The sequence below is a fragment of the Psychrobacter sp. JB193 genome (assembly GCF_002285555.1).
GTDB lineage: Bacteria > Pseudomonadota > Gammaproteobacteria > Pseudomonadales > Moraxellaceae > Psychrobacter > Psychrobacter alimentarius.
This window is the reverse complement of the sequence record NZ_NRGY01000001.1, coordinates 940277-952337: the sequence shown is the minus strand read 5'-3', so window position 1 is coordinate 952337 and position 12061 is coordinate 940277. Positions and strand designations below refer to the sequence as shown.

Sequence of the window (12061 nt, the reverse complement as noted above, 5' to 3'; positions counted from 1 at the left end):
TGAAACGAATTAAAAAAGAAGCTTGACAGTCTATTAAAACATGATATGATAGTCGGCTCGCTAATAACGATAAGCACATTGCTTAGTTATTAGTTATATCACTCTTTAACTGGACGACAGTGAAGAGACACTATTTAAAAGCACAACTAAAGAACAACTTGTGTGGATTTTTGCTGACATAGAATGCTAAAAAATAAAGTTGGTTTTGATTTCTTTTCGGGAGTTAATTCTAACTATAAAAATTATCATTTACTCAGCAGAAAAACTCAAAGTTAATTCATTACGAACATAATTTTAAGCGATTTGCTAGATAAATGAGCCAAGATTAGAAGTCATCTTCCTATTTATAGGTAAAGGCTTCAGATAGATTAAACTGAAGAGTTTGATCATGGCTCAGATTGAACGCTGGCGGCAGGCTTAACACATGCAAGTCGAGCGGTAACATTTCTAGCTTGCTAGAAGATGACGAGCGGCGGACGGGTGAGTAATACTTAGGAATCTACCTAGTAGTGGGGGATAGCTCGGGGAAACTCGAATTAATACCGCATACGACCTACGGGAGAAAGGGGGCAACTTGTTGCTCTCGCTATTAGATGAGCCTAAGTCGGATTAGCTAGATGGTGGGGTAAAGGCCTACCATGGCGACGATCTGTAGCTGGTCTGAGAGGATGATCAGCCACACCGGGACTGAGACACGGCCCGGACTCCTACGGGAGGCAGCAGTGGGGAATATTGGACAATGGGGGAAACCCTGATCCAGCCATGCCGCGTGTGTGAAGAAGGCCTTTTGGTTGTAAAGCACTTTAAGCAGTGAAGAAGACTCTTCGGTTAATACCCGGAGACGATGACATTAGCTGCAGAATAAGCACCGGCTAACTCTGTGCCAGCAGCCGCGGTAATACAGAGGGTGCAAGCGTTAATCGGAATTACTGGGCGTAAAGCGAGCGTAGGTGGCTTGATAAGTCAGATGTGAAATCCCCGGGCTTAACCTGGGAACTGCATCTGATACTGTCAGGCTAGAGTAGGTGAGAGGAAGGTAGAATTCCAGGTGTAGCGGTGAAATGCGTAGAGATCTGGAGGAATACCGATGGCGAAGGCAGCCTTCTGGCATCATACTGACACTGAGGCTCGAAAGCGTGGGTAGCAAACAGGATTAGATACCCTGGTAGTCCACGCCGTAAACGATGTCTACTAGTCGTTGGGTCCCTTGAGGACTTAGTGACGCAGCTAACGCAATAAGTAGACCGCCTGGGGAGTACGGCCGCAAGGTTAAAACTCAAATGAATTGACGGGGGCCCGCACAAGCGGTGGAGCATGTGGTTTAATTCGATGCAACGCGAAGAACCTTACCTGGTCTTGACATATCTAGAATCCTGCAGAGATGCGGGAGTGCCTTCGGGAATTAGAATACAGGTGCTGCATGGCTGTCGTCAGCTCGTGTCGTGAGATGTTGGGTTAAGTCCCGCAACGAGCGCAACCCTTGTCCTTAGTTACCAGCGGGTTAAGCCGGGAACTCTAAGGATACTGCCAGTGACAAACTGGAGGAAGGCGGGGACGACGTCAAGTCATCATGGCCCTTACGACCAGGGCTACACACGTGCTACAATGGTAGGTACAGAGGGCAGCTACACAGCGATGTGATGCGAATCTCAAAAAGCCTATCGTAGTCCAGATTGGAGTCTGCAACTCGACTCCATGAAGTAGGAATCGCTAGTAATCGCGGATCAGAATGCCGCGGTGAATACGTTCCCGGGCCTTGTACACACCGCCCGTCACACCATGGGAGTTGATTGCACCAGAAGTGGTTAGCCTAACCGTAAGGAAGGCGATCACCACGGTGTGGTTGATGACTGGGGTGAAGTCGTAACAAGGTAGCCGTAGGGGAACCTGCGGCTGGATCACCTCCTTATAGACAGCATTCGGTCAGCAAGAATTCACAACAAGTTGTTCTTTAGTTTAAGCTTACGTTTTAGCGAACGTATTGGGTCTGTAGCTCAGCTGGTTAGAGCACCGTGTTGATAACGCGGGGGTCAGTGGTTCAAGTCCACTTAGACCCACCATTTATATGGGGCCATAGCTCAGTTGGTAGAGCGCCTGCCTTGCACGCAGGAGGTCAACGGTTCGACTCCGTTTGGCTCCACCACTACTTTAGTTAAGCTTAGAGTGCGAATAAATAAAATAGGTATTAAATAGAAATAAGTGATTTTAATAAGATTACTTCTTTCTGTTTTATACGGAAATCTATGACTCGACGAGAGCATAGAGACTATTTAAAAACATAGATATGAGTCTGGGTTAGGATGAGCGTGTTCACGCGCACATCTTAACCTTAGCAATCAGCTCTTTAACGACATCAGTTGTTATCCCAGGGGTTGATTGCTAAAAAGAAATAAGAGAACTGAATCAAGCGTAAACATAGGTGATATCGTTATCATTAATTAGAGTGTATGACACTACTTAGTCGAAAGACTACTTGGGGTTGTATGGTCAAGTAATGAAGCGCACATGGTGGATGCCTTGGCAGTCAGAGGCGATGAAAGACGTGACAGCCTGCGATAAGCTTCGGGGAGGCGGCAATATCCTGTGATCCGGAGATTTCTGAATGGGGAAACCCACCTAGCATAAGCTAGGTATCCTAATTTATTAGGAAGCGAACGAGGGGAAGTGAAACATCTCAGTACCCTTAGGAATAGACATCAATTGAGATTCCCCTAGTAGCGGCGAGCGAACGGGGAGAAGCCGATTAGTACTAATGTAGAAGAACAGCGTGGGAAAGCTGACCGTAGTAGGTGATAGTCCTGTATTCGAAACATTAGCATTAACATATTAAGTAGAGCGGGGCACGAGAAATCCTGTTTGAAGATGGGGGGACCATCCTCCAAGGCTAAATACTCCTGACTGACCGATAGTGAACCAGTACCGTGAGGGAAAGGCGAAAAGAACCCCTGTGAGGGGAGTGAAATAGAACCTGAAACCGTGTGCGTACAAGCAGTGGGAGCCCACTTGTTGGGTGACCGCGTACCTTTTGTATAATGGGTCAGCGACTTATATTCTGTAGCAAGGTTAACCGTTTAGGGGAGCCGTAGGGAAACCGAGTCTTAATAGGGCGTCTAGTTGCAGGGTATAGACCCGAAACCGAGTGATCTATCCATGAGCAGGTTGAAAGTGCCGTAACAGGCACCGGAGGACCGAACCCACTGTCGTTGAAAAGCCAGGGGATGACTTGTGGATAGGGGTGAAAGGCTAATCAAACTCGGTGATAGCTGGTTCTCCCCGAAAGCTATTTAGGTAGCGCCTCGGACGAACACCATTGGGGGTAGAGCACTGTTTCGGCTAGGGGGTCATACCGACTTACCAAACCGATGCAAACTCCGAATACCGATGAGTGATATCCGGGAGACACACAGTGGGTGCTAACGTCCATTGTGGAGAGGGAAACAACCCAGACCGCCAGCTAAGGCCCCAAATTCCTAGTTAAGTGGGAAACGAGGTGGGAAGGCATAGACAGCTAGGAGGTTGGCTTAGAAGCAGCCATCCTTTAAAGAAAGCGTAATAGCTCACTAGTCGAGTCGGCCCGCGCGGAAGATGTAACGGGGCTCAAACTAGGAGCCGAAGCTGCGGATTTGAATTTGTTTTCAAGTGGTAGGGGAGCGTTGTGTAAGCCTGTGAAGGTGTGTTGTAAAGCATGCTGGAGGTATCACAAGAGCGAATGCTGACGTGAGTAACGATAATGCGAGTGAAAAGCTCGCACGCCGGAAGATCAAGGGTTCCAGTCCAACGTTAATCGGGGCTGGGTGAGTCGACCCCTAAGGCGAGGCCGAAAGGCGTAGTCGATGGGAAATCGGTTAATATTCCGATACTTGTTTATGATGCGATGGAGGGACGGAGAAGGTTATGCCAGCCTGGCGATGGTTGTCCAGGTGGAAGGATGTAGGTTTATAGCTTAGGTAAATCCGGGCTATTTTATACCGAGATCTGATAGCAAGCTGTACTTGTACAGCGAAGTGGCAAATACCATGCTTCCAGGAAAAGCTTCTAAGCGATAGTCATAAACGAATCGTACCCTAAACCGACACAGGTGATCAGGTAGAGAATACCAAGGCGCTTGAGAGAACTCTGCTGAAGGAACTAGGCAAAATGGTACCGTAACTTCGGGAGAAGGTACGCTGCTGATGGTGAAGGACTTGCTCCGTAAGCTATTGGCAGTCGCAGATACCAGGCTGCTGCAACTGTTTATTAAAAACACAGCACTCTGCAAACACGAAAGTGGACGTATAGGGTGTGATGTCTGCCCGGTGCTGGAAGGTTAATTGATGGGGTTAGCGTAAGCGAAGCTCTTGATCGAAGCCCCAGTAAACGGCGGCCGTAACTATAACGGTCCTAAGGTAGCGAAATTCCTTGTCGGGTAAGTTCCGACCTGCACGAATGACATAATGATGGCAGCGCTGTCTCCAGCAGAGACTCAGTGAAATCGAAATCGCAGTGAAGATGCTGTGTACCCGCGGCTAGACGGAAAGACCCCGTGAACCTTTACTACAGCTTTACATTGAACTTTGACCTGACTTGTGCAGGATAGGTGGGAGGCTTTGAAGCCGAGACGCTAGTCTTGGTGGAGCCAATCTTGAAATACCACCCTGGTCATGTTGGGGTTCTAACTCAGGTATAACAATACCGAGGACAATGTATGGTGGGTAGTTTGACTGGGGCGGTCTCCTCCTAAAGAGTAACGGAGGAGTACGAAGGTGCGCTCAGACCGGTCGGAAATCGGTCGTAGAGTATAAAGGCAAAAGCGCGCTTAACTGCGAGACCCACAAGTCGAGCAGGTACGAAAGTAGGTCTTAGTGATCCGGTGGTTCTGTATGGAAGGGCCATCGCTCAACGGATAAAAGGTACTCTGGGGATAACAGGCTGATACCGCCCAAGAGTTCATATCGACGGCGGTGTTTGGCACCTCGATGTCGGCTCATCTCATCCTAGGGCTGAAGCAGGTCCTAAGGGTATGGCTGTTCGCCATTTAAAGAGGTACGCGAGCTGGGTTTAGAACGTCGTGAGACAGTTCGGTCCCTATCTACCGTGGGCGTTGGAAATTTGAGAGGATCTGCTCCTAGTACGAGAGGACCAGAGTGGACGAACCTCTGGTGTTCGGGTTGTCACGCCAGTGGCATTGCCCGGTAGCTACGTTCGGATGGGATAACCGCTGAAAGCATCTAAGCGGGAAGCCCACCTCAAGATTAGATTTCCCTAAAGAGCCGTTCAAGACTAGGACGTTGATAGGCAGGGTGTGGAAGCGCAGCGATGCGTGTAGCTAACCTGTACTAATTGCTCGTTTGGCTTGACCATACAACACCCAAGTGGTTTGTATCAAGTCTAATTAATCTATCTTGTAAAGCGAAAGCTTTAGAATAAGAAAGAACATTTCGATATCACCGTTAACCTTGATTCAGTTAGGTTATGTGGTACTTATCAAAGTCACACAAACAGACTCATATCTAACCCCCTTTGCTGACGACAATAGCACGATGGAACCACCTGATCCCTTCTCGAACTCAGAAGTGAAACATCGTAGCGCCAATGGTAGTGTGGTTCGCCCATGTGAGAGTAGGTCATCGTCAGCTCTCTATTCTAGATAAAGCCCCCTTCGCTAACGCGAAGGGGGCTTTTCTTTGACTGTAATTCTGATAATTCTGCGCTTTACACTTGCTGCCAATTATATTCGTTCTACTTACTATTCATATTTCATATGGTTGCTTTCATTATGCTGATATTTAGCATGTCTTTATCTTATGCTTTGTTTATTATCAGTCTTTCAGATATTCAGTTATTAATTGAATAAAGTTGATTCAAAGATTATATTTATATTGTTGCTCTGGGAGATTAGTGCTAACTTTGATTAATGATATATTATCATTTCAAAGAGCCAAACCATGAATACAGACAAACTCCCTCCTTATATCAGCGCTTCAGATAAAGTCATACTCTTCGATGGTGTTTGCAAGTTGTGCAATGCATGGAGTAACTTTATTATCAAACATGACAAGCACCGTCTCTTTAAGTTATGTAGCGTACAGTCGGAAGAGGGTCAAGCAATACTGCTTCATTTTGGCCTACCTATCGATTCTTATGAGACGATGCTTTACGTAGAAGGTAATCAGTCATTCCAAAAAAGTGATGCTTTTTTTCAAGTAATGGCGAAGCTGGGCTACCCATGGAAAACGACTTGTATTTTTAGCATTATTCCAAGACCAGTACGTGATTGGATGTATGACCGTGTTGCCCTAAACCGTTACAGTCTTTTTGGTAAGTATGACTACTGCACTCTACCATCACCAGAACATAAGACGCGCTTTTTAAATGCAAAGCTCTAAGCTTACTCATGTCTCATTTATCAGCAGATTATCATTCGGCTTCTTATTTATTTATCATGGCTTAGTGCCCAAGATACTTTGGTTAAGTCCGGTTGAAACCCATTTGGTTTCTTTAAGTGGTCTCGATATTCCTGCCAATGTAGTTTCTCTATTATCTGGTATTGGTGAGGTACTCTTAGGTAGCTCAATCCTATTTTTTCGGAAATCTATTATTCCACTTTATATGGCAGTGGTCGTTTTACTGCTGCTACTACTCTTTGTAGGTTTTGTCAGCCCAGAGTATTTAGTTGAGGCCTTTAACCCTGTTACAACCAATATGTTGGGGCTGGGTTTTTGTTATTTGGTATGGTTTATGCATGAAGGTAAGAAGGTTTAAAAAATAGATAACGTATCGTTCGTTTGGTTTCTTCTGCATAAAGTTTGAGTAGACCCTTATTTAGCTTATTATTATAGATTTAGGTAATATCTTAGGCACAAAGCTATGAAGAAGATTAATGTGGTTGGAACGAGTGGCAGTGGAAAATCTACTTTTAGCCGTATGTTAGCGACAAGATTGGACTATCCGTATCTTGAAATGGATGCGATGTTCTGGAAGCCCAATTGGCAAGAGTCTAGCGATGTAGAATTCTTTGCCAAGCTTGACAGTGCTTTGTCGCAAGAAAGATGGGTTCTCGATGGCAATTATAATAGGACGGTTGATATAAAACGGGCAGATATTGATCAGGTTATATGGATAGATTATTCGTTTCCTCGTACGGTCTATCAAGCAATCAAACGTGCCTTTATTCGCTCAATAACGAAAACTGAGCTTTGGGATGACACTGGAAATATTGAAACGTTCCGTAAATCATTTTTTAGTCGTGATTCAATCATCATTTGGACGTTAAAAACATATAAGCGCAACCGTGTCCGTTATACTGAGATGTTCAATGATCCTAAATATAATTATATAGAATTTGTAAGATTGACAAGTCCAAAAATGGCTAAGAAATTTATAGATGAGTTAAATCTATAGCAGTAAGTTTAGTCGGGTTTATTTCATATTTAGCGCTACTATTAGTAAGAGTTTTAATACCGCTTTAACTACTTTTGGAAATGATTATGAATGTAACTGATATAAAAGTGTTTGTGCCAAGTAAGGACTATGAAATCTCAAAATCGTTTTATTCGGAAATTGGCTTTAAGCCTGAGTTCGTAACCAATGATTTAACCCTTTTTCAAAGTGGATCGTATTCTTTATATTTGCAACGTTTTTATAATCAAGAACTGGCAGATAATTTTATGATACAGATTTGCGTCTCAGATATCGAAGAAGCATTCGATGTGTGCTCAAGCTCAGAACATAAGACAAGAATCATGCCTGTTCAGCAAGAGGCGTGGGGTAAGGTATTTTACTTATGGGGACCCGCGGGTGAGCTGCTACATATTACTGAGTTTGATCGTTAATAATAAGTTCTGCGAAGATAGGTTTTGAGCAGTGCTCCAAGCTAGCTCTCTTTGTAGGTATTATTTTAGATGTGTATATCAAGGATAGATGTATGAGTATTCAAAGAGTGGCACTCATCACAGGTGGTGGTCGAGGTATTGGTGCTGCCACAGCGAAGCTGTTTACCAAGCAAGGTTATGCGGTCGCTATCAATTATAAATCTAATTCGGAAGCAGCCAACAAACTGGCTGAGATGACCACTGCTGATGGTGGATAGAGTGAGTAGAGCGATTACAGACGGTGATTCCACTGCAAAAAGGCGGGCAACCTGAGGAAGTTGCTGAAGCCATATATTGGCTGGCGTCAGATAAATCTTCCTTTTCGACTGGGAATTTCTTAGATATCACAGGTGGTTTGTAGGTGGAGTAAATGGTTTGAAAGTAAATCTTAAATATATAGTGCTTTTTGTCTAGTCTGTGTGAGAATAGATCGTTGTAAGCTTTCTATTATAAGTGCTCCTCTCTGTATTAACGTACAGGAGCGAAGATTTTGTAAGTTTTTCAGATATTTAATGCATGTTAGCTATCAAAAGATATATAGATTTAAAAGAATACATTTTTGAGATTTTATTGGTTTAAGTATTTTAATTTCTAAAAGTTAAATTATACATTGGTTGCTTTGAGGGAAGTTTCTATATGAAATTAGAGTTCGATAAAAAGTTAGAACAAGCGTTCATCACTATTTTAGAGTCTCCTGCTTCTGAAGGAAAAAAGAAAGAGTTAGTAGTACATGAGTTCATGGAAAGGAATCCAGAATTAATCCCTACACCTAACTTGTTAAACCATCATCTTCATTTTGGATTAGTAGTATCAAAATTTCCTTTAGATACATCTTTAGAAACCGATTATGTTTACCTAACAAAAAGTTCTGATACATGGAGAGTGACCTTTGTCGAATTAGAAGCCCCTGACAAAAAGATGTTCACAAATAATAAGAAGCAGGTGGATACCTCTTCTGATTTCAATAAAGCTATCGCTCAAGTTAGGTCATGGCAGGTTTTTATAGAAGAAAATAAATGTGAAGTTATGCGTAGGCTTAACCCTATTTTCTATCCAATTGTAATGAGAAGAAATCCAGTTGAATTTAATTATCAGTTAATAATTGGACGATCTGAGGAAAAGAACGAGTCACCTGAAAGAATTAAAATATTAAATCGTCTTCGAAAAGAGACTGGTATCGATATTATGACTTATGACACGCTTATTAACTATTACAGAAATTCAGAGAGATATAAGAAGGATATACTTTCGTTATCAAAAAATAAAATGAAGTTTAAGTATACCCATACAGATTCAACGATGCTGTTTAGCTATGTCAGTAAAGACGAATTTATTCTAACTTCAAAGCAAAAAGAGTATTTTAAATTAAAAGGGTATGAGATTGATGAGTGGGAGCAAGGCAAATCACTCGCTGTAAATGGAAAGCAGACTATGAAAAATTTTAGTTTATCTTGTATGCTTGAGCTGTAGAATAAACTTTAAAACTACCATAAGTTGAGCGAAAAATTATGGCTCGTTTAACGACTATAGCCAATAATTTTCTTTCCCTTAATTAGCTTCTATACCATTATCGACATTAGGAAGACTAAATGTCTGAACTGAAAACTGATAACAATTTATCTAAACGAGATGACATATCTTCTTCAAATTGGAATAAAATTTTTCAATGGATATTTTCCACTCAGCTAGAAGAAAAGGAAGAAGAAGATCCCGCTAAAAAATTATTGAATAGTATGAGAATAACCGCAAAATGTCGATTTAATGCATCAGTAAGACTAACAAGAATAAGCAAATACTCTTTTTTGACCACTACGATTCTATCGTTAGGATTAATATTCATACCACTATATCAGTACTCGGGTCTTCCTATTCCCTACAGCACAGAAGTGCTAAGCATGTTGCAAATATTCTTAGCTGTTGCGGTACTTGTGTATTCAGTTGTTAATGCGACAGCTAAATATGACTTACGTGCCCAGTCCTTAGACGATTGTGGTATAAGTATTAAAGAGTTGATCCGCGAACTCCGAAATGTGATATCAGACACAAAGATAAGTGGACAAGTTATTAATTTAGAAGAATATCATAAGAGGTATCATATTATATCCTCTGAACCAGAGAACCATACTAGGGTTGACCATCTTTTTGCCGTATTAGATACATCTACTGATTTCGATATAACTGGGCTAAAAAGGCTTTCAATGTATATTAAGTCTTATTCTATGTATCTAATACCTTATGTGATTCCCACTTCGATGATGCTTTTTGAAGTTTTATTTATTTTAGATATGTTGAAAGTCACGAGCTATTTTAAAAATATTTTCACAATTACGGCTGGGTAATAAATTATTTTAAATATAATAAAAGATTATTGGCTATTTTGGGTATATTTTTTGCTCCTAAGATAAGTTTATACATTAATATCTTTTAAAGTGACTAAGCCAAAATATTTATTCAGTAAATATAATAACCATTAAAGAGAACCCTATGACCACCTCAAAAGTAACCTACCAAGGCGATTTGCGCACCACCGCCATTCATTTGCAATCAAACAATGAAATCATCACCGATGCGCCAACCGACAATCAAGGCAAGGGCGAGGCATTTTCACCGACTGACTTGCTAGCGACCAGTTTGGCCAGTTGTATGCTGACCATTATCGGTATCAAAGCCCGCGACATGGATATCGATCTCGCAGGAACAACGGCTGAAGTGACCAAAATCATGGCGGCCGACCCAAGGCGCGTGAGCGAAATACATGTCATCGTGACGTTTAACAGAGAGCTTGATGATAGAACGCAAACGATCTTTTATAACACCGCATTGACTTGCCCAGTCGCCAACAGTATACACCCTGATATCACGCAAAATATCGTTTTTAGATGTGCAAAACCGCTTGATTAAGGGCTAACTATGGCTGCCAAAACCTTATTAATCGTCGCGCATGCACCATCGCCCAATACTGAAAAGTTAGCGCAAGCTGCTTACAAGGGTGCCAATTATCCTGATATAGACATCAAGGTTATTATCAAGTCGCCGCAAGATACGCAGCCAGAAGACGTGTTGGCTGCCGATGCGCTATTACTGGGCACGACTGAGAACCTTGCGTATATGGCAGGATTGACCAAAGACTTTTTTGATCGTTGTTATTATCCTGTGTTAGAGGAGAAGCAAGGGTTGCCGTTTGCCTTATATATTCGAGCAGGGCAAGATGGCACGGGTACTGAACGTGCGATGAAGACGATTACGACAGGTTTGCGCTGGTCATGGATACAAGAGGCGCTGATACTACAAGGCGAGTGGCAGGACGACTTTACTGAACAAGTAGAGACGCTAGCGATGACACTTGCGGCGGGACTAGAAGCTGGGATTTATTAGCATCATGAGCCTTATTATCCATATGGTGCTACTTGTCATATAAGAAGTGAAAATACGATGATATATAGCAATACTGATTTTATGCCCTCTGAGGCGTTACCGTTTTCTCAAGCTTGTGAAAACAACAAACAACCTATCTTATCTGTTTTACAAAAAGAGTTGATAGAAACGGCTCACGTGTTGGAAGTCGGTTCTGGAACGGGTCAGCATAGCGTGTATTTTGCCCCAAGACTCGCGCACTTAACATGGCAGACCAGTGATGTTCTAGTCAATCATACTGCTATTCATGCATGGCATGCCGCGTATCCTGCGAACAATTTATATGCGCCATTGGCGTTTGATCTGTCTCGTGATTCAGTACCTATCAATACAGATAATAACGCACCATATGATGCCTTCTTTACGGCTAACACTTTGCATATCATTGCGTGGCCATTGGTAGAGCGCTTATTTGCATTGGCAGGTGATACCTTACCTTTAGGTGGCAAACTCATTGTCTATGGCCCATTTAACGAAAATGGTCATTATACGAGTGCTAGCAATCAACAATTTGATATAAGCCTGCGTCAACGCGATCCAAAAAGCGGTATTCGTCATAAAGAAGATATTGTCACGTTAGCAAGCCAGCATGATCTGAAGCTAAGCAATACTTATGCATTGCCTGCCAACAACCAAATATTGGTCTTTACCAAAGCAGATTGAAGCCATTCACGCTTCTAAAAAATAAAGACCAAGACAGAATAAGGTGATCTATCTTGGTTCTTTATACAGTGCTTTTTATACGACAACTACAGCCTTTTGAATACGATGGTTTTATGCATAAGGTCTTCGTATAG

10 protein-coding genes, 2 tRNA genes and 3 rRNA genes are annotated in these 12061 nt (G+C 42.5%); all 15 read left to right on the top strand.

Features of this window, described 5'->3' with window-relative positions:
• Positions 1-370 precede the first annotated feature (370 nt).
• The 15 genes from CIK80_RS04060 to CIK80_RS03990 all read left to right on the top strand — a co-directional run bounded on the left by CIK80_RS04060 (position 371) and on the right by CIK80_RS03990 (position 11927).
• Positions 371-1909 (top strand): 16S ribosomal RNA (locus CIK80_RS04060).
• Between the two features lie 74 nt (positions 1910-1983).
• Positions 1984-2060, top strand: a tRNA-Ile gene (locus CIK80_RS04055).
• Between the two features lie 7 nt (positions 2061-2067).
• A tRNA-Ala gene (locus CIK80_RS04050) sits at positions 2068-2143 on the top strand.
• Positions 2144-2485: 342 nt separating this feature from the next.
• Positions 2486-5340: ribosomal RNA gene (locus CIK80_RS04045) — 23S ribosomal RNA — on the top strand.
• A 161-nt stretch (positions 5341-5501) separates the two neighbouring features.
• Positions 5502-5615 (top strand): 5S ribosomal RNA (rrf, locus tag CIK80_RS04040).
• Together the 16S, 23S and 5S rRNA genes with 2 tRNA genes alongside form the textbook arrangement of a ribosomal RNA operon.
• Positions 5616-5924: 309 nt before the next feature.
• Positions 5925-6365, top strand: a complete 441-nt coding sequence (locus CIK80_RS04035) for a thiol-disulfide oxidoreductase DCC family protein (RefSeq protein ID WP_095568964.1) — start codon at positions 5925-5927, stop codon at positions 6363-6365.
• The gene (locus tag CIK80_RS04030; protein WP_095568963.1) at positions 6352-6741 is read left to right on the top strand and encodes a DoxX-like family protein; all 390 of its coding nucleotides are present in this window, start codon (positions 6352-6354) and stop codon (positions 6739-6741) included. Before CIK80_RS04035 ends, CIK80_RS04030 begins: the two co-directional genes overlap by 14 nt.
• Before the next feature lie 105 nt (positions 6742-6846).
• Entirely contained in the window at positions 6847-7380 is a 534-nt protein-coding gene (locus tag CIK80_RS04025) for a (d)CMP kinase (protein WP_095568962.1), read from the top strand.
• An 86-nt stretch (positions 7381-7466) separates the two neighbouring features.
• Complete coding sequence (locus tag CIK80_RS04020) at positions 7467-7811, top strand: lactoylglutathione lyase (protein WP_095568961.1); 345 nt, start codon at positions 7467-7469, stop codon at positions 7809-7811.
• A gap of 92 nt (positions 7812-7903) precedes the next feature.
• Positions 7904-8068 (top strand): SDR family NAD(P)-dependent oxidoreductase, encoded by a 165-nt coding sequence (locus CIK80_RS15410; RefSeq protein ID WP_257011680.1) that lies wholly within the window; start codon positions 7904-7906, stop codon positions 8066-8068.
• A gap of 418 nt (positions 8069-8486) precedes the next feature.
• Positions 8487-9320, top strand: coding sequence for a Shedu immune nuclease family protein (locus CIK80_RS04010; RefSeq protein WP_095568960.1), 834 nt, complete (start codon positions 8487-8489; stop codon positions 9318-9320).
• A gap of 119 nt (positions 9321-9439) precedes the next feature.
• Positions 9440-10189 (top strand): SLATT domain-containing protein, encoded by a 750-nt coding sequence (locus CIK80_RS04005; protein ID WP_143516779.1) that lies wholly within the window; start codon positions 9440-9442, stop codon positions 10187-10189.
• Positions 10190-10334: 145 nt separating this feature from the next.
• Positions 10335-10751 (top strand): OsmC family protein, encoded by a 417-nt coding sequence (locus tag CIK80_RS04000; protein WP_095568959.1) that lies wholly within the window; start codon positions 10335-10337, stop codon positions 10749-10751.
• A gap of 9 nt (positions 10752-10760) precedes the next feature.
• Complete coding sequence (locus CIK80_RS03995) at positions 10761-11225, top strand: flavodoxin (RefSeq protein WP_095568958.1); 465 nt, start codon at positions 10761-10763, stop codon at positions 11223-11225.
• Between the two features lie 57 nt (positions 11226-11282).
• The gene (locus CIK80_RS03990) at positions 11283-11927 is read left to right on the top strand and encodes a DUF938 domain-containing protein (protein ID WP_179288319.1); all 645 of its coding nucleotides are present in this window, start codon (positions 11283-11285) and stop codon (positions 11925-11927) included.
• Positions 11928-12061 lie beyond the last annotated feature (134 nt).

Coding starts and splice junctions, on each gene's coding strand:
- CIK80_RS04035 (WP_095568964.1), top strand. CDS start 5,925: ATGAATACAGACAAACTCCCTCCTTATATCAGCGCTTCAGATAAAGTC.
- CIK80_RS04030 (WP_095568963.1), top strand. CDS start 6,352: ATGCAAAGCTCTAAGCTTACTCATGTCTCATTTATCAGCAGATTATCA.
- CIK80_RS04025 (WP_095568962.1), top strand. CDS start 6,847: ATGAAGAAGATTAATGTGGTTGGAACGAGTGGCAGTGGAAAATCTACT.
- CIK80_RS04020 (WP_095568961.1), top strand. CDS start 7,467: ATGAATGTAACTGATATAAAAGTGTTTGTGCCAAGTAAGGACTATGAA.
- CIK80_RS15410 (WP_257011680.1), top strand. CDS start 7,904: ATGAGTATTCAAAGAGTGGCACTCATCACAGGTGGTGGTCGAGGTATT.
- CIK80_RS04010 (WP_095568960.1), top strand. CDS start 8,487: ATGAAATTAGAGTTCGATAAAAAGTTAGAACAAGCGTTCATCACTATT.
- CIK80_RS04005 (WP_143516779.1), top strand. CDS start 9,440: ATGTCTGAACTGAAAACTGATAACAATTTATCTAAACGAGATGACATA.
- CIK80_RS04000 (WP_095568959.1), top strand. CDS start 10,335: ATGACCACCTCAAAAGTAACCTACCAAGGCGATTTGCGCACCACCGCC.
- CIK80_RS03995 (WP_095568958.1), top strand. CDS start 10,761: ATGGCTGCCAAAACCTTATTAATCGTCGCGCATGCACCATCGCCCAAT.
- CIK80_RS03990 (WP_179288319.1), top strand. CDS start 11,283: ATGATATATAGCAATACTGATTTTATGCCCTCTGAGGCGTTACCGTTT.